The organism is Flavobacterium sp. CAU 1735, assembly GCF_039888695.1.
Classification (GTDB): domain Bacteria; phylum Bacteroidota; class Bacteroidia; order Flavobacteriales; family Flavobacteriaceae; genus Flavobacterium.
On record NZ_JBDQQQ010000007.1, the window covers coordinates 198,551 to 220,646 of the forward strand.

24 protein-coding genes and 1 tRNA gene are annotated in these 22,096 nt (G+C 38.5%); 11 read left to right on the forward strand and 14 right to left on the reverse strand.

The features are described 5' to 3' along the window. Positions 1-19: 19 nt before the first annotated feature. From AAFN64_RS15295 to AAFN64_RS15345, 11 genes are all read left to right on the forward strand, one after another. The gene (locus tag AAFN64_RS15295) at positions 20-781 is read left to right on the forward strand and encodes an ABC transporter ATP-binding protein (protein ID WP_300490329.1); all 762 of its coding nucleotides are present in this window, start codon (positions 20-22) and stop codon (positions 779-781) included. Continuing rightward, entirely contained in the window at positions 768-1,988 is a 1,221-nt protein-coding gene (locus tag AAFN64_RS15300; protein ID WP_347761113.1) for an ABC transporter permease, read from the forward strand. The genes AAFN64_RS15295 and AAFN64_RS15300 overlap by 14 nt, the downstream gene beginning before the upstream one ends. Positions 1,989-2,525: 537 nt before the next feature. After that, positions 2,526-4,076 carry an OmpA family protein gene (locus tag AAFN64_RS15305; RefSeq protein ID WP_300490336.1) on the forward strand — a complete coding sequence of 517 codons (1,551 nt, stop codon included), beginning with the start codon at positions 2,526-2,528 and terminating at the stop codon, positions 4,074-4,076. 29 nt (positions 4,077-4,105) lie between these two features. Further along, complete coding sequence (locus AAFN64_RS15310) at positions 4,106-4,240, forward strand: hypothetical protein (RefSeq protein ID WP_300490339.1); 135 nt, start codon at positions 4,106-4,108, stop codon at positions 4,238-4,240. A 66-nt stretch (positions 4,241-4,306) separates the two neighbouring features. Continuing rightward, positions 4,307-4,645, forward strand: a complete 339-nt coding sequence (locus tag AAFN64_RS15315) for a DUF1508 domain-containing protein (RefSeq protein WP_300490342.1) — start codon at positions 4,307-4,309, stop codon at positions 4,643-4,645. A gap of 145 nt (positions 4,646-4,790) precedes the next feature. After that, a tRNA-Leu gene (locus tag AAFN64_RS15320) sits at positions 4,791-4,876 on the forward strand. 310 nt (positions 4,877-5,186) lie between these two features. Further along, positions 5,187-6,245 carry an ankyrin repeat domain-containing protein gene (locus tag AAFN64_RS15325; RefSeq protein WP_347761114.1) on the forward strand — a complete coding sequence of 353 codons (1,059 nt, stop codon included), beginning with the start codon at positions 5,187-5,189 and terminating at the stop codon, positions 6,243-6,245. A 474-nt stretch (positions 6,246-6,719) separates the two neighbouring features. After that, on the forward strand, positions 6,720-6,995 hold the full coding sequence (locus AAFN64_RS15330; RefSeq protein ID WP_300491856.1) for an RNA-binding protein: 276 nt from the start codon (positions 6,720-6,722) through the stop codon (positions 6,993-6,995). 172 nt (positions 6,996-7,167) lie between these two features. Further along, complete coding sequence (locus AAFN64_RS15335; RefSeq protein WP_347761116.1) at positions 7,168-8,304, forward strand: DEAD/DEAH box helicase; 1,137 nt, start codon at positions 7,168-7,170, stop codon at positions 8,302-8,304. Positions 8,305-8,324: 20 nt separating this feature from the next. Beyond that, entirely contained in the window at positions 8,325-8,756 is a 432-nt protein-coding gene (locus AAFN64_RS15340; RefSeq protein WP_347761117.1) for a cold shock domain-containing protein, read from the forward strand. Between the two features lie 27 nt (positions 8,757-8,783). Next, on the forward strand, positions 8,784-8,975 hold the full coding sequence (locus tag AAFN64_RS15345; RefSeq protein ID WP_300491863.1) for a cold shock domain-containing protein: 192 nt from the start codon (positions 8,784-8,786) through the stop codon (positions 8,973-8,975). Positions 8,976-9,032: 57 nt separating this feature from the next. On the opposite strand, the gene AAFN64_RS15350 is transcribed toward AAFN64_RS15345, so the two are convergent. The 14 genes from AAFN64_RS15350 to AAFN64_RS15415 all read right to left on the reverse strand — a co-directional run bounded on the left by AAFN64_RS15350 (position 9,033) and on the right by AAFN64_RS15415 (position 21,812). Further along, the gene (locus AAFN64_RS15350; RefSeq protein WP_347761119.1) at positions 9,033-10,091 is read right to left on the reverse strand and encodes a ketoacyl-ACP synthase III; all 1,059 of its coding nucleotides are present in this window, start codon (positions 10,089-10,091) and stop codon (positions 9,033-9,035) included. A 356-nt stretch (positions 10,092-10,447) separates the two neighbouring features. Further along, positions 10,448-10,960 carry a hypothetical protein gene (locus tag AAFN64_RS15355; RefSeq protein WP_347761120.1) on the reverse strand — a complete coding sequence of 171 codons (513 nt, stop codon included), beginning with the start codon at positions 10,958-10,960 and terminating at the stop codon, positions 10,448-10,450. 6 nt (positions 10,961-10,966) lie between these two features. After that, a complete protein-coding gene (locus AAFN64_RS15360) occupies positions 10,967-11,926 on the reverse strand; it encodes a hypothetical protein (RefSeq protein ID WP_347761122.1) in 960 nt (319 codons plus the stop codon). Beyond that, positions 11,910-12,434 carry a hypothetical protein gene (locus tag AAFN64_RS15365; RefSeq protein ID WP_300491873.1) on the reverse strand — a complete coding sequence of 175 codons (525 nt, stop codon included), beginning with the start codon at positions 12,432-12,434 and terminating at the stop codon, positions 11,910-11,912. The genes AAFN64_RS15360 and AAFN64_RS15365 overlap by 17 nt, the downstream gene beginning before the upstream one ends. Further along, complete coding sequence (locus tag AAFN64_RS15370) at positions 12,427-13,617, reverse strand: hypothetical protein (RefSeq protein ID WP_347761123.1); 1,191 nt, start codon at positions 13,615-13,617, stop codon at positions 12,427-12,429. Before AAFN64_RS15370 ends, AAFN64_RS15365 begins: the two co-directional genes overlap by 8 nt. Continuing rightward, on the reverse strand, positions 13,617-15,530 hold the full coding sequence (locus tag AAFN64_RS15375; protein WP_300491878.1) for a type II and III secretion system protein: 1,914 nt from the start codon (positions 15,528-15,530) through the stop codon (positions 13,617-13,619). The genes AAFN64_RS15370 and AAFN64_RS15375 overlap by 1 nt, the downstream gene beginning before the upstream one ends. 3 nt (positions 15,531-15,533) lie before the next feature. Then, positions 15,534-16,925, reverse strand: coding sequence for a GspE/PulE family protein (locus tag AAFN64_RS15380; protein WP_300491881.1), 1,392 nt, complete (start codon positions 16,923-16,925; stop codon positions 15,534-15,536). Positions 16,926-16,930: 5 nt separating this feature from the next. Continuing rightward, entirely contained in the window at positions 16,931-17,419 is a 489-nt protein-coding gene (locus AAFN64_RS15385) for a hypothetical protein (protein ID WP_347761125.1), read from the reverse strand. 1 nt (position 17,420) lies between these two features. Then, a complete protein-coding gene (locus tag AAFN64_RS15390) occupies positions 17,421-17,855 on the reverse strand; it encodes a type II secretion system protein (RefSeq protein WP_300491885.1) in 435 nt (144 codons plus the stop codon). A 76-nt stretch (positions 17,856-17,931) separates the two neighbouring features. After that, positions 17,932-19,053 (reverse strand): type II secretion system F family protein, encoded by a 1,122-nt coding sequence (locus AAFN64_RS15395; protein ID WP_300491888.1) that lies wholly within the window; start codon positions 19,051-19,053, stop codon positions 17,932-17,934. Further along, positions 19,050-19,505: a hypothetical protein gene (locus AAFN64_RS15400; protein WP_347761127.1), complete on the reverse strand. Its 456-nt coding sequence runs from the start codon at positions 19,503-19,505 to the stop codon at positions 19,050-19,052. The genes AAFN64_RS15395 and AAFN64_RS15400 overlap by 4 nt, the downstream gene beginning before the upstream one ends. Positions 19,506-19,527: 22 nt before the next feature. Continuing rightward, the gene (locus tag AAFN64_RS15405) at positions 19,528-19,875 is read right to left on the reverse strand and encodes a hypothetical protein (protein ID WP_300491892.1); all 348 of its coding nucleotides are present in this window, start codon (positions 19,873-19,875) and stop codon (positions 19,528-19,530) included. Continuing rightward, on the reverse strand, positions 19,850-21,064 hold the full coding sequence (locus tag AAFN64_RS15410; RefSeq protein ID WP_347761129.1) for a hypothetical protein: 1,215 nt from the start codon (positions 21,062-21,064) through the stop codon (positions 19,850-19,852). Before AAFN64_RS15410 ends, AAFN64_RS15405 begins: the two co-directional genes overlap by 26 nt. Beyond that, entirely contained in the window at positions 21,048-21,812 is a 765-nt protein-coding gene (locus AAFN64_RS15415; protein ID WP_347761130.1) for a hypothetical protein, read from the reverse strand. The genes AAFN64_RS15410 and AAFN64_RS15415 overlap by 17 nt, the downstream gene beginning before the upstream one ends. Between the last annotated feature and the right edge of the window lie 284 nt (positions 21,813-22,096).

Genomic DNA, 22,096 nt, shown 5'->3' on the forward strand with positions numbered 1-22,096 from the left:
TAGCCTAAAATGAATCGCAATGGGTAAAAAAATTCTGGAAATACAGGATATGAAAAGAGAATTCGTCATGGGCTCCGAAACCGTTCGGGCTTTAAAAGGCGTTTCTTTTGACGTTATGGAAGGCGAATTCATGACTATAATGGGTAGCAGCGGCTCGGGAAAAACCACACTGCTCAACATTTTAGGTTGCCTGGACAAACCATCGGAAGGGAATTATTTATTGGATGATGTAAATGTAAAATCCTTATCCAAAAACGAACTGGCAGCGTTGCGCAACACCAAAATCGGATTTATATTTCAGTCGTATAACCTATTGGCGCGTACTTCGGCTATAGAAAATGTAGAATTGCCACTACTCTATAATTCCAAAGTATCAACAAAAGAACGAAAGGAAAGAGCCATTAAAGCCCTGGAAGCCGTAAAACTGGCCGATCGCCTGGATCACTTCCCTAACCAACTTTCGGGCGGACAACAACAGCGGGTTGCGATTGCACGCGCTTTGGTAAACGATCCCGTGATGATTCTTGCCGATGAAGCCACCGGTAATCTCGACACCCGGACATCCTACGAAATCATGGCGTTGATTCAGGAATTAAACGCTCAGGGAAAAACGATCATCTTTGTAACCCACGAACCCGACATCGCCGCTTTTAGCAGTCGGACGATAACCCTGCGAGATGGCAAAATCACGAAAGATTTTTACAACCAAAACATAAAATCGGCGAAGCAGATGCTGTCCGATTTTAATGTCGATGACGATTACAAATATGAAAATAGCTAATCTTTTTTTAATCGCATTAAAGGCATTACGCCGCAATAAGCTCCGGGCATTATTAACCATGCTCGGTATTATTATAGGTGTGGCATCGGTTATTGCCATGGTTGCCATCGGACAAGGATCCAAACAAAGCATACAGGATCAGTTATCGAGCATGGGTTCCAATATGATTACAATACGCCCTAACAGTAATGTTACTGCCGGAGCGCGCTTAGACATATCCAGCGTACAGACTTTAACACTTGCCGATGTGGACGCGCTAAAAAAAGAAGCAACCTATCTGAATGCTGTATCACCGGCCGTATCGTCAAAAGGACAAGCCATCAACGGTTCGCTAAACTGGCCAACATCGATGCAGGGTGTTGATGTGGATTATTTAAAGATTCGCAACTGGCCGTTAAAAGAAGGTATTGCTTTTCGGGAATCGGACATCCATGTGGCCAATAAAGTCTGCCTTATAGGACAAACGGTAGCCGACAATATTTTCCCCCCGGGTACCGATCCGATCGGACAGACCATCCGGTTTAATAAAATCCCATTTCGAATTATCGGTATTTTGGAAATCAAAGGCGAAAATGCATTCGGACAAGATCAGGATGACGTGATTATTGCTCCTTATAGTACCGTTCAGAAACGAATTACCAACTCCATCTACCTGCAAAATATTTATGCCGCCACGGCCGATGAAAGCCAAACCGCTTTGGCAACAGCCGAAATCGAACAAATCATGCGGACTTCCCATCGATTAAAAGCGAAAGATGACGATGATTTTTCGGTGCGAACCCAAGCCGAATTGATCAATACCTTTAGCTCCACTAGTCAGTTGCTAACCGTGTTGTTAACGGCCATATCCGGCATTTCCTTATTAATTGGCGGTATTGGCATTATGAATATCATGTATGTATCGGTTACGGAACGCACCAAAGAAATTGGTTTACGCATGTCGATAGGCGCTAACGGACGTGATATTTTACTACAATTCCTGGTAGAAGCAATATTGATCAGTTTAACCGGCGGACTTATCGGGATCCTATTAGGCATTATCGCCTCAAAACTGATCCAAATATTCCTACAGTGGCCAACTTTGATTTCAGAATCTTCGGTTATTCTTTCGTTTTTGGTTTGTGCCATAACCGGTATTTTTTTCGGTTATTATCCCGCTTTAAAAGCTTCAAAACTCGACCCAATTGAAGCTTTACACTTCGAATAATATTTTTATAACAACCTTATTCATCTACAAAATCCAAATCATCACCTCTTTTCAAAAGAAAAACACTCCTTAATTCCGATTAGGGTTAGTACATTTTGCGTTTATACATTTTTCACAATAGTGTGAAAATAAATATTTTAAGAAAACCCTTCCTAAAAGTCGGGCAAAAAAAACGTCCCATATGCGCATTTTTAAAAACCGCAAATATTTCGTCAAAATTTAATTTTTTCTTCATAAACGGACGAACCATAACAACTACAAAACGATCAACCTCCCTATACAAAAATAAAATCTAACCACCACATAATCAACAAACAAACTACTGAAATAACGGCAATTAAATTTCACATTTCCATCTTCTATTGTTATTTCTTAAAAAGGCGTAAAATCCGCATAATGTAATCCTAATTTTACATCCGTGCATTTTATCGATTTTTTACGTCTGTTTAAAGATTTATTAACGCAATCATAATAATCAAGTATATATTCGTGACAGTATCAGAATAATACAGTATAAACTTTGACAATATAACAAAAATGAAATCTCCCAATCTTTTTGTTTTTTCGCTGCTTTTTTCCATTCAATTATTTGCACAAGGACAAAGCAGTTTTACTAAAAACATAAAAATACCGCAAAGTAACGGTTTTAGTTTCACTACCTATGACGCAGGTGTAAATAGTGAACTATCGGAAATTGGCACCGCCTTCTTTATGAATAAGTACCTGATCTTATCCAATAAGAAAAGAGGGTTTTCGAATGTTTCAATCGATCCGAAAACAAATACGCCAAACAACAATTTGTTCTGTGTTGAATTCGACAAACAGGGAAACCTGTCGCGTCCGGTAATTTTTTCCAAATTATTGGATAGCGATGGTAATGAAGGTGGCGTAACCTTTTCGGCCGATCAAAAGACCATTTACTTAACTCGTTCGAAAGAAGAAAACAGCAAACAATTTTCATTGTATAAAGCTACGCTTGATTTAGAAGCAAAAGGATTCTGGAAAGACATCCAACCTTTGGCTATTAATGGAAACTACTCTATCGAAACCCCATTTATGGGACCAAACGGTCAGAAAATATACTTTTCATCAGATATGAAAGGTGGTTTTGGCGGTTACGATATATATAGTGCCGATGTAATGACCGACGGAACTTTAACCAACGTTACCAATCTTGGACCAACGGTTAACTCCGCCAAAGACGAAAAATATCCGTATGTAACCGGTGATAACCGTTACCTGTATTATTCGTCTAACGGACACGAAACGTTTGGCGGATATGATGTTTTCCGTGTTTCATCGGTAAACGGTGATTTTATCAACCGTTCGAACCTGGGTGAAACGATCAACTCCAACAACGACGAGATCGCTTTTACATTCAGCTATCAGAACAAAGGTTATATTTCATCCAACCGAAAAGCCGACAAATCCGATTTTGATATTTACAAATTCGAATTGGTTGTATTGGAACAGAATTTCAACGGTGTAGTAGAAGAAAACAAAACCAAAACAGCACTACCAAATGCTACCGTTGTTGTTAAAAACGAATTTGGTGACATCATCAAAACCCTTAAATCTGACGACCACGGTAAATTCGGTCTTAAAATGGATCCATTAGTGGATTACACTATCGAAACATCCAAAGAAGGTTACGAGCCGAACACTCACTATTTTAAACCAAACGGAAATAGTGTTGCCTATAGCGGTAAAATCGACTTAAGTCAGTTAAAAGCAAAAGTAACCGATAGCGCTATTGAGATTGAGAACATTTATTTCGATTTCAACAAAGCAACCCTTAAAAAGGAATCCGAATTATCGTTAAACAAAATCATCGAGGTATTGAACGACAACCCGGAAATGAAGATCAGCATCAATGCCCATACCGATTCCAAAGGTAAGCCGGAATACAATATGGCATTGTCTGAAAAACGCGCACAATCGGCTTTTAAATATTTAACCAGCAATGGTATTTCCAAAGACCGTTTAATTTACAAAGGTTACGGAAAATCAAAACTTAAATGCAACGGCAATTGTACTGAAGAACAGGAAAGCCAGAACCGCCGAGTTGAATTTATCATAAAAAAATAAACCACTATAATTACACTTAAACAAACGCCATGAAAAAATTATTCATTGCAGGTATTATTACTGTATCTGTTTTATCCGCATCATGCTCAAGCGGTTGGAATTGCAAATCAAGTTATGTAAAAAATGACGTGACAAAAAAGAAAGAAATGCAAAAAGAAGCATAGTAAAAAGTCCCTAATAAGGGACTTTTTTGTTAGTTTTGCCGTCCTTTAAAAACAGCATACATTTAGATGGGGGCATTTGTAATCACCAAAAGAGAAAACGGACAATACCGCTTTAATTATACTTCCCGGAAAGGAAAGATCATCCTTACCGGCGCGAGTCATAATCAGAAAGTGGGTTGCGTACGGGATATACAGATGCTAAAGCTCTACCATGCCGACACTTTGTTTTTAAAGTTTAAAACCCCGGGTGGAAAGTATTTTTTCCGTGTGGTCATTCAGGATCATATTTATGCCACCAGTCGGAAGTTTACAACCGAATTACGGATTGCCAAGGGAATTGAAGAGATTCAGCGCAATGTCGAAATAGCCGAAGTACTGGATTTTAGCGTTGACGTTTTCTTTTAAAAGCACTTTTTCACATTTTTTGAATCGCTAACAGTGCTTATTTTCAGCATCATTCGAAAAACCCTGTAGTTTAAAGGCATTCAATTACAAATAAAGCTTGCAGAATTAAAATATAATACTACCTTTGCAGCCGATACCAAGAAATGCTCGAGTGGTGGAATTGGTAGACACGCTGGACTTAAAATCCAGTGAACAGTAATGTTCGTGCGGGTTCAAGTCCCGCCTTGAGTACAAAAGCTCCAAACGTTGTTTGGAGCTTTTTTGTTTTTATATCCTTTATGCTACCACACCTTCTCTTCGCTTGGGTATTTAAAGAACAAATGCAAACCTCATCCCGAGACACATCCACACCATCGGGATTTGATAATGATTGAAATTTCGCACATTTTTTTCACTACTAATACTATTCCGTATTGGCTTTTTTATTATTTTAGTCAACGGCTCGCTGCATTGTTTACATTTCTGCTAAATTGAACTTTCCATCTAATTTATCCGCCACTTCACCAAGCTGCCGAACCATTAGCTACAATTAAAAAACAATATGGCAAAAAAGAAAACATTACCGAAAGACTTTAAGGAACTTCTTAAGAAAGGAGACATTCAAGAACTTATTCAACTATTCGACAAATGCGAGATAGAAGCTCGTGGTGGCTACAGCAAAGGAACAGCGTTGTCGTTTGCAGAATGCCCACACGAATTAGCCAAATGGCTGGTTGAACAGAGCGCCGATATAGAAGCGCTTAATGACTATAGCTATACGCCACTTCAGGAGCGCTCTAAGCAACGTTTTTCGAGCAACATAAGGAGTTTATTAGAATTGGGCGCAAATGTAAATACAAACACCCGTCAAGGAACAGCATTACATTGTGCCGCAAAAAACCATAATACTGAGAACATAAAAATACTGCTTGAACACGGAGCCGACATTAAGGCTTTGGTTTCGGACGGTTATGGCGACTACACCCCATTGGAGTCGGCTTTGAGGAGTTGTAACAATATCGACATAGAAGATACCCTTGAAATTTCCAAAATATTACTAAACGCCGGTACTGAGAAAACAGAAAAAATGAAAGAATTCGTTACTGAAATCGGAAAAAGGTTTGAACAACACCGACCGAATTTTTATAATGAAGAAACGGAACAAACAAGCAATGCTTTAGATGAACTTTACAGTATCTTCGAGGTTGATCCTGTTCCAAGACGGATCGTATATGACGGCAAATCGCCTATTACCGTCACAGCTACAACCTGGCAGAAGCAACACGAAGAATTATGGGCGCTTTTGGTTCCCGGACGTGGTGCTGCCCAAACCGTACAGGGAGAAGTTATTCGTATCACAGGAAAAGTAGCCCGGGAATTACTAGACAATGGAGGTGGCAATTGGGACATTGAATATAAAAAAATGGTAGACGGTTATTTCAAATATATTCAGCAAGAAAATCAACTTTCCAAAGAAGAAATAGAAGAACTGGCAATTATTACAAATGAAGTAAAAGCTAAAAATACTGAAAACATATATGTAATGAGTGAATTAGGTGTAAAATGGGTACTTAACAATCCCATTCCTAAAAGTTTAGCTGTAACAGATTACAACCGTTAAACAACTACAGTCAACAAGGGCATTACAAAATGGCGGAGTAAGCACATAATCTAATTATACGCGAAAGGGCTTTTTAATTGCCCTCTGCACAAGTTTTTCATTTCATATTTTACCAAACAGGTAATGCCCTTTTTTCGAGGGATATTCATTATCCCTTTTATTGCTTTAGCGAACTTCTTTTTTTCACGAAGCAAATGAACGCCGTTGTTTGATTTAGCGAAATTGTAATGATTATAGTCGCAAAAACGCAATACAAAAAATGGGCTTTTGTTACTGCATTAATTAAAAGCGACCGTTCTATTTCAAAATATATTTTATATTTTACTGATTATCAATTATTTTTGACTACATTTGTCCTAATAAAATACAAACAGGTTTCTGTTGACTTCTCTGGAATAGTTTAAAACATTCTTTTTCTCTCTCTCAGTTTTTGCTTTTTTCAGGTGCCATTTTTTAATCTTAATTTATTTACTTATGAATATTTTTGTTGGCAACCTGAACTTTAAAACCTCTGAAGAACAATTGTTAAACGCATTTGCTACGTTTGGAAAAGTTACTTCGGTTAAAATCATCACAGACAAATTTTCCGGACATTCAAGAGGGTTTGCTTTTGTAGAAATGACAGAATTAGCAGAAGCAGAAAATGCGATAACCAATTTGAACAATTCCGAACTGGATTCCCGTATGATGGTAGTAAAAGAAGCGCTACCGCAAGAAAACAACACTCCCTTTAAGAAAAAAAACTACTAGTAGTAATAAGCAATAGTTCCCTTTTCTAATACATATTCTTTACGATTTAAAAATCTCCCATCATTTAAATCGTAAAAGGAAAACAGCAATCATCTCAAAAGATATTTCTTTTTAGATGGTTTTATAAGTCTATTTTACATACTAAAAACATCGGTATTCCGACACTCCTATAATGAACTTTAAAAATTTAAATATAATACCGCCTATTATAGAAGCCATAAATCTGGCCGGATATAAAGAGGCGACCGAAATTCAGCATCAGGCGATTCCTCCTATTTTAGAAGGTAAGGACGTAATCGGTTGTGCGCAAACGGGAACCGGAAAAACGGCCTCATTTGCGATACCTGTTTTGCAATTATTACACCAGAATCCTACTGCTAAAAAACGTATCCGAACCTTAGTATTGGCTCCCACAAGAGAATTAGCAATACAAATTGATGAAAATTTCAAAATGTATAGCAAAAAACTCGCATCAAATCATTTGGTGATTTTTGGAGGCGTACCCCAAGAACCCCAAATAAAGGCTCTTAAAAAAAATATTGAGATTCTGATTGCCACCCCGGGTAGATTATTAGACCTACTGGCAAGTGGCCATGTCAACCTATCCGCTATCGAAATACTGGTACTTGACGAAGCCGATCGTATGTTAGATATGGGATTCGTAAAGGATGTCAAAAAAATAGTGGCAAAGCTTCCGCCAAAAAGACAAACCCTGTTTTTTTCGGCAACAATGCCTCCCGAAATACGGAAACTGGCACATACTATGGTACACAACCCTATAGAAATCAATGTGACTCCCGTTTCATCTACCGCACAAACTGTAAAACAGTCGGTGTATTTTGTAGATAAAAATGAAAAGTTTGACTTACTTATGAATATTCTGGATGATTCTTCGATCGAGAGATCCTTAGTTTTCGCCCGTACAAAATATGGAGCCGACAAGTTAGCGAAAAGGCTGGCTAAAACAGGAATCTATGCCGCCGCAATACATGGCAATAAGTCCCAAAATGCCCGACAAAAAGCATTAAATGATTTTAAAAACAATCGTATTCGCGTTTTAATTGCAACCGACATTGCAGCAAGAGGAATCGACATAGATGAATTACCACATGTTGTCAATTACGAATTGCCCAATGTACCGGAAACCTACGTTCACAGAATAGGAAGAACAGGACGTGCCGGAATGCAAGGTATTGCTATTTCATTTTGTGATGATGAAGAGAAAAAAGAATTGAAAAGCATTCAGAAACTAATTGGTCCTAGCACAATGGTCCTACATCCCAAAAAAAGCTACTCCATTCCCGTTTAATTTAAAAGAAATCAATAAATATGGCAGATTCGTTTTCAAAAAAAGAGAACAATAAAAAGAAGCAAAAAAAGCAACAAGATAAAATATCCCGCAGGGAAGAACGGAAAACAAACAACAATAAAGGAAAAAGCCTTGACGATATGATCATTTATATCGATGTCAATGGAAACTTTACCACATTACCTCCTCATCTTCAGAATAAGGAAGAGGATTTTGCAAAAGCAAAACGGGCTAAAAAGGCTCAGGCAGATATGCTCGACTCTGATTTTTCAGGCATAGTGTCTTATATGAGCGAGAAAGGATATGGGTTTATCACGGAAGATAACACCAACGAAAACGTGTTTTTCCACTACGGCCAATTAAACGAACCTGTCAGCAAGGGCGATTTGGTTCACTTTAAAAAGGAGCAAACACCAAAAGGCTATCAGGCCACAACTATTAAAAAAAAGTAATATAATAACAAATTAAATAAACAAGAGATGCAAGAAGGCACCGTAAAATTTTTTAATGAATCCAAAGGGTTTGGATTTATTTTTCAGGAAAGTAATAATACCGATATTTTCGTCCACAGCACGGGACTATTAGACAATATTAAAGAAAATGACAAAGTTGTATTTGACGTAGAAAAAGGTAGAAAAGGACTAACGGCAATCAATGTCAAAAGAAAATAAATGCCTGTTCTGTTTGTAAAAAGGTGTGTATAAATTTTATACACGCCTTTTTTTATTTTAAAACCGATATACAAATGCATTAATATTCATTCCCGCTCCCACGGATGCAAAAAGAACGATATCATTTTTTTTGACAGAATGCTCGGGCAGCTCACCTTTCATGATCATTTTTAATAGCGATGGAATGGTAGCCACACTACTATTTCCCAGTTTTTGAATAACCATTGGCATTATATTTTCGGGCACTTCTGTCTTATAGATTTTATAAAATCGTTTAACGATTGCCTCATCCATTTTTTCGTTTGCCTGATGGATGATTATTTTAGTAAGATCATTAATCGAATAACCACTTTCGTCCAGACATTTTTGCATGGCTCCCGGTACGTTTAAAAGGGCAAACTCATAAATTTTTTTACCATCCATTTTCAGATAACGTATACTTGGACAATTTTCATTGTTGTACGATTTTCCAAAATGTAAATAATCCTTTTCATTTAAGGTAAATGAACCGGATATATGCGATTTTATTCCGGATTCATCATTCGATAGTTCCAAAATAGCGGCACCGGCTCCATCAGCATAAATCATACTGTCTCTGTCATGAATATCGACCACACGGGAAAGTGTTTCCGCTCCTATAACAAGACATCTTTTGGCTATTCCGGATTTTATAAAAGCATTAGCCTGTATCATACCTTCGACCCATCCCGGGCATCCGAACAAAACATCATAAGCTACACAAAAATTGTTTTTGATTTTTAAAAGATGCTTAACCCGGGAGGCAAGACTTGGAACCATATCGGACTGTATTGTCCCTACCTGAACATCTCCAAAATTATGCGCAAAAATAATATAGTCTAACGTTTCCGGATCAATCCCGGAATCAGTTATAGCAGATTGCGCCGCTAAAAAACCCAGATCGGAAGTCACCTGATCCGAATTCGCATAACGCCTTTCTTCAATACCTGTTATTTCTTTAAGCTTACTCGCTATTGTAGCATTATCTTGTTTTAATACGGAACCTGCCTGGTCTAAAAAGTGATGTTTATCAAAAAATAGATTAGTAATGGTTTGTGAAGGAATGTAATTACCGACACCAATAATTTTACTACTCATTTAAAAGGATCACTTTTTACAGTAGCTCCCTAGATGAAGCGAATTTAAAGTGATCTTGTAAATATAGTAATTTAAACCAATAAGTCTTTCTTCACTTTGCTCATAACTTTAGAAATACGTTTCTACACCGATAGGAGATTTGACATATTACGGTTAATTACCTATTGCCTTAACTTTTACAAATTCATCTACACCATCGTTTTACTATTATCCCAAAGTGCTTCCATTTGATCCTGATTGGCTTCGAATCGGTTCGATAATTATACCACAGTGGATGCTATCCTTAAAACCATCGCTACTTTAGGAATCGTAATCACAAAAAAAATACCCTGACAAACAGGGCATTTCTTATTATCTTATCCTTTTCGGACGATTTTGTTTTCTTTATTAAAACGTACCTCAACGGAATCTTTAAAAACTTTATTCAGCATCAAACCTTCCACTTCCTGGCCTTTATGAAGGCGATGAATTTTATTTCCGATTTTAAGCATCACCAATTCGTTTTTATCACCACTTTTGATATAACCGTAATACGACACTATTGGCCAGTATTTTGCCGCTTTAGGCTTATCGTCAACCGTTTTTACCGGCATAGTCCTTTTCGCTCCCGAAACAGCCGCTCTTGGCACGACAGTAGGATTACTTTCGGCGCGTAGCAATGCCTTGTTCAGAAAAGGATCCCGGTTTATTTTTTCAAGTGTAAACGTATCCCTTTCGATCTTTCTGGCTTTAAAATTATAATCGGATGCAACGGCAGCAGTTTTTACCTCTTCCGAAAAAAAATATTGAGACACGGCTTTATAGACCACGGTTCCCCATAACCCCAAAACGGCCAGGATCAATACAATATTTATTTTCTTTTTTGCCATAGTATTTTAGTTTAAAACAATTTTAAAGCCTGCGCTATACGTTCCTTCATTACCCGCTTTATCTTTAGCTTTTACACGCCAGTAATACGTTCCAGCCGTCGTGAATGTTTGCTGGAAAGAAGTTGACGTTACATCAAATTGCTGAGAGATACTTGAAAAGCTCTGGTTATCTGAAAACTGTAAAACATAGCTTATTGGCGATTGTACCGTTCCGGAATCCTGCGAAATCGTCCAGGAAAAAGTAATCTGCTGGTTGAGACTCAACGTAGCATTATTCGCCGGTGCCGTATTTTGCGGCTGATTCGGATTTACACGATCGATATTAAACTTACGGGTACTGAATTGCGTTTGTGTACTATTGTTACTGTTCATCGCCTGAACTTTCCACTGGTAAACGCCATCTGATGTCAAGGCCACATTATCCAACGAAATAGAAGTTGCCGTTAGGTTGGTATTGGAATATACCGACTGACCCGTACTGGTATTCACTACTTCGGCACTATAATTTGTCGCCGCCTGCAGACTTTGCCAGCTTAAGGTCATCGTAGCCAGATTGGTATAAATATCGGAATCCGGACTGGATAATACAACCAACTGATTGGTTAGATCTTCAGTGATTTGTGTGGAAAACGAAATCGGGAATGTATATTGCGATTGATACGCAAAGTTTTCCCCGCGTACACGCCATTGGTACTGACCGGATGGCAATTCTTGTTCCAAATGCAAATCTTCCGTTTCTTTTTCGGCAATCAGCGACTGATGGTTATCATAAACCTGAACTCTGTAGGTTTTGGCACCGTCCATTTTATTCCACTGGAAATTCACCACATTGCTCTGAACAACTGCCGCATTTAACGGATAAGTCGCCTGAACCGTACTATTGGAAATATCCTTTTCCAAAATATCTTCACAGGAAGACATAAAAACCGCTACCAGAAAAAGGGCAATCTTACTTATTGTTCTCATAGTTTTGAAATATCATTTTTAAATGTAAAACTTCTTCTTTATTATTCTTTTTTGCTGTAAACAATTTGATTCCGACCATTCGCGAATAGTCGTATTGTTTTTCGAAATCATAGGCCATTTTCAACAACTGATTGGTATTTCCGACCACATCCAGCTGGTTCGTAAAAACCGTATAATTCTCGTCCGTAAAACTGTGAATTGGCGCCAATTCGTGGATCGACACTCCGGGTTGTGACCGCGTAGCAAAATCGACCATTCCCTGCTGTACCATTTCTTTTGTTACGCCTTCTTTCCCCAGCATGGCATCGAGATAGGCAATCTCTTTTCGCAATTCGTCGGCATTTTTGGCTTTCTTGTTAATATCCTCCACGCGCGATGAAAGCTCCCGGTACTCTTTTACCACCTGAAACAGGGACGAAAAAGACCTTTTATAGGCAGTAACCGACAGCATGATAAAAACCACCACCAGCGCACCGCATTTCTGTTTATAGGAATAATTCTCAAACATCTTTAATCGTGATTTTTACTTCAAACTGGGTTTTATTCTTTTTATCCTTTTTTAACTGTGTAATCTCAAACTTTCTGATCCATTTGTTGTTCTTCAGATTGCCCATCCAGTTATTAAAAGACGCTTCGTTATAGGTTTCTCCTTTTAACACAATCGTTCCCGGATCGAGCAATACCCTTTCGGTCGCTTTTACCTCTTTGGCCAACGGTACAACGTTTAATTCATTCAGTACGATATCGCCCGGTGTCATTTTGATCAATTCGTAGGAATAGAACGAAAGGAAACGCGACGAACCAAAACCGGATTCTTTTAGTATATTTTCTTTTTTCTCCTTTTGTTTTTCCATATCCAGTACCAATTGATACGACTGATTGGAATACACATTCTGAAGATTGAGTTCGGCATTTTTACTCCCGTAATAGTGGATTAGCAGATAACTCGTGAGCAAACTCAGTAAAAAGCCCACCAACATCACCGTTCCGAACAGCGTAAATGCTTTTTTATAAATGATCTCCTCTACATTAAGCATACCGCTTTCCGTTTTGGTAACGGCTTTCGGTTGTAAAAAGAAATGCACCAGTACACCATAAAGCGGGATAAAATCGCTGTTGATTATATCGTCGTTTATTTTGTATTTCAACTTCATCGGGATTTCGGCGAATTGTTTTTCAAAACCCGAAAGTCCGGTATCGTCAAATTCCAGCATCAGATCGCTCGCCAGGATTTTTGGTTCCCCGATAGCCGTTTGCAATAAAGCCGCCAGAAAAGCACCGACATACACATCGATTACCTGAAATTTTTCGGCGGTGAATTTTTGCAGTACTTCCGTTACGGCATTTTTCCGGCAAAAACTCATATAATTGGCCGTTCCCGCTTTATAGGCCGTAAAGTAAATCGAATTATAATCGACATTCTTTTGCCAGTTTACGTCGGCTTCATTATTAAAATCGATCTTTTTATTCAGTACGCCTTTACCATCGAGCGCAATAATGACCGGTAATTTGAGATCGATCTTTTTCTTTAGATTTTCGAACGAATCGTAGGTGGCCGTTTCGACAATATCAATCGTATTCCCCTTGCGTTTTACCGTAAGCAGATTATAGGTTTCCGTATTTTCATCTCTGGAAACCCCAACGATATTGACCGTGTTGATCTTTATTATTTTAGACAGAAAAGTCAGCATTAGTAAACAACGGTAGGTTTAATAAAAATGTGCAATTTCGAATCGTTTTTCGCTTTTTTACGGCTACTGAAAAACCACTTAATAATCGGAATACGGGAAATTAACGGAACCCCCGAACCGGAGTTTTCCTTTTTCAATTCATCCAATCCGCCTAATAAAATCATTTCGTTGTTTTTCACCCGTACCAGCGATTCAAACTTTTGCGTTGCTTTCCCCGGAGGCGCGGTATCTCCCGCTCTTCCCAGGAAGGAACTTTTTTCCACTGCAATATTCAGTGTTACGTTTTCGTCTGCCGACACATACGGTTTGATCGACACACTCAGGTTGGCATCGGTCGACTTCCAGGTACCGGATTGTAAAATATCATTTCCGATACTATTCGTTAGTAATCGGTTGTTTTGTTCGAAATAATAACTGGTTTCTCCGATTGCCAGTTTGGCCTCGTGACCGCTAATCGTCGCAATTTTAGGTGTCGATTCGATTTTCACTATCGAGTTGTTTTCCAGCAATTTCAGATTCAGATAGAACGCCTCGGTCACTTTTCCAAGTTTAAATAGTCCGAAGCCATTGAATGCGTTGATCAAACTATTCACAGACGAACCGTTTAAGGTCATATCCGCGGATGGAAATAAACCGCCACTTGTTTTCGGGATATTACTTTTATCAATACCCGCTTTAATTCCCGACTGGATATCGTAGGATTTATTGTACTGTGCGATGATCACTTCGATTTGTACCAAAGGAACCACTTTATCGATCTGCTTCATATACACCCGAAGCTCTTCAATGGTCAATTTAGAACCCGACACCACCAATCCGTTAAGCTCTACAAACTCCTTGATTTCCAATTTTTCGGAAAATATTTTTGGCAATGACGACAGTACGGATTCGATTGAACGATTTTCCAATGCGATCAATTCGGTAGCCCGCAATCCTTCTGTAATGTGTTCGCCAATCAGATATAGATTATCCTGTTTTCTAAAAATATATTTTTTCCCTTTAAAAACGTGTTCCAGCAAGTCGTCGAATGTAATATTATCAGCTGCCAAAGTCGTTTTCTCATTTTCAGGTTTGTTGTATAAGAAATAGTTGATGTGTAATTTTTCGGCGGCTTCGGTAATCAAATCCGAAACATCGGCAACATACGCTTTTACCGATAGATAACCGGCTTTATTCAGATCCACTTCATAATAACCCGGCACACCTACCGACGCTTTGGCCTGCTTGTTACGGCTACCACTTCCGGACATACTACCGTTTCCTGTATTTACGCTTACCTCTTTATTTTTTTCAAGATAAAAGAATCCGTTTTCGTCTTTGGTCGCAATCAAATCGTTCGATTTTGCCATCATATCGATAACCTGATCAAACGGTCGGTTCAGGATATACGACGACACCTTCATTCCTTTAATATCCGGTGCCAGAATTAAGTTTTTACTCGATTTATCGATAATCGCTTTGGCTACAGCCGGAAGGGAATCGTTTTCCAATTTTACCGACAGGAAGTCGTTTTGCGGGTTATAAGTGACATCGACGAATTTAGGTTGCTTCTTTTCGATAATTTTCACCTCTTTTCGCTTTTTAAAGGTGATGATATTACTTACAAAACCGATCTCCAGATCGTATTTTTGGGCCAGGAATACAAATACATCCTTTACCGTAACATCGAAAAAGTTATTCACCACCGACTGTGTTAAATCGGCATCCGGACTTACGTTTAACTGATGCTCTTCGGCAATGGAAAGGATAAAATCATGTAATGTCAATCCGGAGACATCAATTTTGATCACTTCATTCAGTCCTTTTTTCTGTTTGGCAAATTCATCCAGTTTTTGCTGCAGATCCGCATCCTGTGCTGATGCCAGACCCGTAATCAGAAGACTTATAATTAAAAAAACAGTTTGTTTCAACATTATTTATGCGTTAATTAAAATAGAGTATATTTCTTCCAGCGAGGTTTCTCCTTCGGCCAAAATAGCAAAGGCTTTTTCGGACAATGACTGGTGTTTTTTATCATTCCCCATCGTTTGCGCGATGGTATTATTTTTTATGGATTCCGATACCGTATGATTGATGTTTAGCACCTCATAAATGGCACGTCGTCCTTTGTAACCGCTATGGTAGCATTTATTACAACCAACCGGTTTAAAATAGGTTTCGATTTCAAACGGAAAATCAAAATGCGACGGAAAGTCCTCTTTATTGCAAACGGTTTCTTTTTTACAATCGTTACACAGCTTTCGCACCAATCGTTGCGCTACGGAAAGATTTAGTGTTTCTGCGATCAGATAGGATGGCACGCCCATATCTACCAATCGGGAAATGGTTCCGATTGCCGAATTGGTGTGAATCGTCGACAATACCAGGTGACCCGTTAAGGACGCCCGAATCGCCATTAAAGCCGTTTCGGAATCCCGAATCTCCCCCAACATGATCACGTCCGGATCCTGACGCAGGAACGATTTTAAAGCCGAGGCAAACGTTAGTCCGATATCTTCTTTTAATTGTACCTGATTGATCCCTTTAAGCGTATACTCGATCGGATCCTCTACGGTTACAATATTCCGTTTGGAATCGTTAAGCAAGCGTAGGGTCGCATACAGTGTCGTCGTTTTACCGGAACCCGTAGGACCACTGATCAATATAATTCCGTTTGGTTTTTTTACCGCTTCCAGATAACTTCTCAGTTCCTCTTTTTCCAATCCAAGCGTATTCAGATCGATATTGGAGGCATCCTGACCCAATAAACGCATTACGATTTTCTCTCCAAATAAGGTCGGCAAAATCGAAACCCGGATATCGAACGTTTCGTTGGTAATCCGTCCGTCCTGCGGCAATCGTTTTTCGGTAATATTCAGTTTCGAACGAATCTTAACCTTATTGACCAACTCCAGATAATTCTCCTTTTCGATTTTATACCGCTCAATAAGCTGACCGTCGATTCGGAAACGGATTCGCGCCGATTCTTCGTATACTTCAAAATGGATATCACTACTTTTAAGTGACTTCGCCTCTTCCAGCAGGTTTTCCAGGAAATCCCCTTTTTCGATATTCAGCGATTTCTTACTACCGGTTTCCCGTTCTTTTCGATAATGAATGGAAAGTGCTTTTTCTATTTCCACCGCATCACACAATTCAAACACCACCTGCTTTCCAAGCAACAATTCCAATTCATCTTTCAAGTCGTTACGATCGCCGGAGCCATCGCTATACAACTCAATCGTCGTTTCAGTGACTGCTTTTGGCAAAACCCGGTAATGGTTCGCCATGTCACTGGAAATAATATGCTGTATATCTTGATTGATCATTATATTCATATCTTGTTGATCAATGTAATTTTATAAACATTTAAAAAGAGATCTTTAAGAATAAGCACCACTAATAAAAGCGATGCAAACCCTGCCAATGGTACGGTTTGATGCTTCATACGCTTTTTTAGCGTTAACTGTAACAGTATGGAAACAAGCATCGATCCGATAAAATAAACCACATAATTTTTAAGCAAAAACAACGGTGTTATGGACAGATAGAACAACAAATCACCCAATCCGAAATAATGTTCAAACGGATTTAGAAAGCCTTTGTTTTTCCAACTCATATAGCCGATTAGTCCTACGAATGTTATCCCGAAGAAGGCGACATTATAAGCCGTAATGGTCCAGACCGTAGCGCCATAATCCTGTTTTACCTGCAACAGGGATAGCACAAAAACCACCACGGGCAATGCCACATGGATCATCCTGTTTTTCCAGTCCTGAAAAACCATTAGTAGTAAACAAAAAAGGAGTACCGCGAGTAGCATATTATTCTTTCGTAACCTCTGTCAGTACTTTTTTATTATCGATTTCCCAGGTATTAAAATTTCCGTCGCCGTCCAAATCGGAAACCGAAGTGGCTCTAGCCATAAACGAATCGTTTGACGCTTCGATAATTTCCACTTTATAAACCGCCTGTCCGCCTTCCTGAACCGTTTTTTCCTGTTCAAAACCCAATTCTTCCAAACTGTTGGAATATTTGGAATGGCGGTAAAAGTAACTTTTCTGCAAACCGTATACCTGGTTCAGCATCGCCTGCGCTTCGATGGCTTTGGCCTGACTAATTACCGACGTCTGATTGGGTAATACCATCAGTAATAGAATTCCGATGATACATAAAACGATAAGAATCTCCGTTAGGGAATAGGCTTTAACAGCAGCTTTCTTTATTTTTTGAAGATATTTTTTAGTAGTGTTAAACATCTTTATATTATTTTATTTATTAAAAAAGTGTTAATTATAAACGCGCGCTAAAATACAAACATTAATGACACGTGTATTAGTTCCTAATTATTTTACTTAAATCGAACATTGGTGCATACATCGATACCATGATAACACCGACAATGACGCCAATTACAATGATGATCATCGGTTCTAAAACCACACCAATCATTTTGGTTTGGTGGCTGATTTCTTCATTGTATTGCTCCGAAAGTCTTTCGAACATGGTATCCAACTGATTTACCTGTTCGGCCACTTCGACCATCGAAACCATTTTATTTTCAAAAACAGTATGCTTTTTTAAGCTATCGCTTAACGAAACACCGCGGGTAATATCTTCCTTAATTGCTTCGATCGCGACTTCAATCGGGTAAAAACCGATCATCTTGGACGTGAGCGTAAGCGCATTGATCAAGGTTGTTTTTGATGTGATCAATAAATTCATCGCCTGACAAAACCGGGAGATATAAATCTTTCGAACCAGGTTTCCGAAATACGGAATCCGAAGTAACAAACCGGTTGTAAAAGCCCGATAACTGTTTTTCCCTTTTAGCAGAAAATGAACCGCAATCAGACCAAAAATCACAATGGCAACCATCGTAAAAATAGTTCCCGAATGGTTTGAAATTTTCAGAATCACCTGCGTACTTTTTGGTAGCTCACTTCCGAATTGTTTAAAAACGGAGCTAAACATCGGCACCACTTTATTCAACATAAAATACAGTACCAATATCGTCACCAACATGACAATCGTCGGATAGGTTAACACCGAAACAATTTGTCGTTGCATCTGGATTTTACGGTTAAAATATTTTTGCAACTCGGTTAGTACTTCTTCCAGCTTTCGGGTTTCTTCCCCAATCTGAATACTGTAATATTCGTAGGGCGAAAACTGATTGGTTTCCCGCATCGATTCGTAAATACTTCTTCCTTCGACCACCCGTTCTTTAATCCGGAGAATGATTTCCTTTTCCAGTTTATTGGCCGACTGGTTACTTAATATTTCCAGCGCTTTTTTAAAATCCACACCCGATTTTAGCAGCATTCCCAATTCGCGATAAAAAACTTCCTTCTTTTTATCGGATAGTTTTTTCGAGAACTGAAATTGTCCGGTATCGAGTTTAAACTCTTTTTTTTCCGGGGCTTCCTTTTTATAGGTACTTAAATCAAAACTCATGGTTCCTGTATTGCCTGTACTAATTCACTGGCATAAATCTGTTTATAAAAATGCAATCCCATTTCTTTTTCATTCACATCGAGCTTTACATTTAGTTTTCGGAAAGCCAGTTGTTTGGAACGACTGTAAACCGAATCCAATTGTATTTCTTTTATCTGAATTCTAAAGGTGTCGACAAACTCCCCTTTTGTTCGCAACAGATAGTCATTCTCTACTGTATAAAAAACCTGTTCGCCGGCATATCCGGTAAACAGGAGTGCTTCTTCCTGAAGCTTTATTTTTTCATTTTCAAAAATGTCTTTATTCACCGAATACGTAAACCGATTCAGATCGTTCACCGGCTGATTCTGGTTTTTAAAATCCAGTAATCTTTCGCTAATAATCGAAAACACCGCAAAAATCAGGCTCATGATAATGGCCGTAATCGCCATGCTCACAATTGCCTCAATCATTGAAAAGGCTTTTAGCTGCGTATTATTCGCCGTTACCTTGTATGTAAAAATTCTTTTCAAACTTGAAATTGGTACTGTCTTTATAGTGTACGGATATTTTTTTCACTCCGGGATTCACGGTTTCTTCTTCTATTTCCAGATTCGGATCTTCACCCTCATATTGCAACGAATCGCCTTGCAATTGCATCAGATAAAACATTTCATTGACTTTATTCTGCGTATTGTAAAACTTCGCCGAAGTACGTGGTGTAAATACGGCTGCATACACCGAAATCGCGATATAGAGACAGATCGAAATGATCGTCAGCGCGATTACAGATTCCAAAATGGAATTTGCCGGGATTTTACAATACTTTTTTAATAATGCCATATTTATTTTTTTTCGCCTCAAATAGCGGAATCGCCATAAAATATTCCGGTCGCTTCTGCGGATCGATTTCAATATCCACAATCATATTATCGTTGACGGAAGAGCCGTTTTTATGGAAAAAATAATTGGTATAAACCGAACCTTGTACGTCGCTTTTCAAATCCAGTTTTCCGGTACAATAGATATCTCCAAGTATTTTACTCTTTTCGTCAATCACCATGAGATTCTTATTAATCGTCAGAATTGTATTTCCAAACAACACTATGGCGCCTTCAATTTTACATTCCTTTTTGATTTTAAGTTTACTTTCCCCATCGGTATCGTTATACACACAAACCACAGACGGATATTTTAAAGTCACTTTTTCCTGTAATTCAATTCCTTTGGTAGCAAACGCCTGAACCGTGCCTTTGAAACCTTCTTCAAATGTTATCTTCGGTGCGATCAGTATCACATCTTCCAATACGGCATTTTTACTTACCACGATGGAATCTTTCGCTCGCAACACAAAATTTCCCTTCACATTCAAACCGGAAAGCGTGTTTACGCCCACCTCAATTTCTTTGGTATCCTTTAGAAACGAATTAAAATAGGGCATCCCTTTTTCTTTTTCAAAATCAGACAAGGCCACCTTTTCCGTTTTGATTCCTTCAAAGATCTTTTTAAAACTTGCATTGATCTCCGGAAGCTTAATTTCGGATACCGTATTTTGTCCGGTAACCGTAAGCTGACTCGCTTTATTGGTGAGATACGATGTTTCTATAAATGTTGACGGCAATTGATTATCACCATTTAACCGAACCGTTCCCGAATACCGAAGCGACTTCGATAGATTCGCCAAATGAATGGCGGTTTTATCTTTGGAATAACTTCCTACGATGTGTGCCGAGACAACCGTATCGTTTCTAAGCATTGTTTTGGCGAGCAGCACGTGCAATAAGCCATACGGTTTTGCTTCATAACTTCCTTCCACTCCGGATTCTTCGTCTACCGGAAGCTCCTCACCCGCCAGTTTATTCCCTAAGGCATAATTCACCACCGACTGATTGTGAATGTATAATTCCTCTTGTAAATTGTAATATAAATTCAACTGATTGTACAAACCGGAGAAATACAACAATGCTCCGCAAATGATGGATACAATCAGACAGATATAGACTGCGTATAACAGACTATGCGCCTTTACCATTGGTATTTACTTTTGGTTCTTTTTTGCGGAACAATCGTTTAAAGAAACTTTCCTTTTCCTGAGGCTGTTGTTGCTGATTCAGGTTTTTCTGTTCTTTTTCGCGTTCCTTTTGTTGTTTTTTATTTTCTTTATCGCGCGCTTTTTTCTCTGCATCCAGTTTCTCCTGTGCTTTTTTAGCTGCTTTTGCTGCTTTTTGATCTTCTTTTAATTTGGCCTTTTCTTCTTTTGTAAGCTTTGGTTTGGCAACAAAAACAACTCCGCCTTTATAGACTACCGTATCTTTTTTTACCAGATCGATCCATTTACCATGTCTTTGATCATTTTTAAAATAACCTTTTTCGATTAACTCTCCTTTGTCATTAAAATGGTTAAATGCTCCGGTTTTTAAACCGTTGTTCCAGTATTGGGTTGTTTCTAGCGTTCCGTTAGTATACCAGGTTTTCCACCAGCCGGTTTTTAGTCCTTCGTCAAACTTCCCTTGTTCTGCGAGTTGGTTACTGTGGTACATTTTGGTATAACCGTCGTGTAGCAATTGACCGGCAACACCACCCTGTGCGTTATGGATAGCGCCACCTTTAAACCAATAATAGGTTTTTCCGGATTTAGGACTTATACTTTTATCGGTTGTATAGAATTCGTAACGAAAGCTACTATCAGAAATTCGTTTTATCAGGTACGGATCCGTAAAAGAAAGGAATAGTACTACTAATGGTATGTAAAAAAAACGAAATAAAGTCTTTGTTTTCAAGGGATTCAATTATATTTTTAACCGACGCAAGATAATATTTTTTCCTTAACCTGAGAAAAAACCTTTTTATACCGATATTATTTCTAAAAACACGTTAATTTGAGTCGTTAAATCCTATTTTTTTAGTTAAAAAAAAGAGGCTTTTTTACCGGAATTAGTATTTTTATCGAGTTAGAAATATAATTCAAGTTATTATAAACATGATAGTTACATAAATAAAATTACTATCCGTTTGGGATGCTAGTACCAAACCGTCATGAGTCCTCAGAATCATATCGTTATGG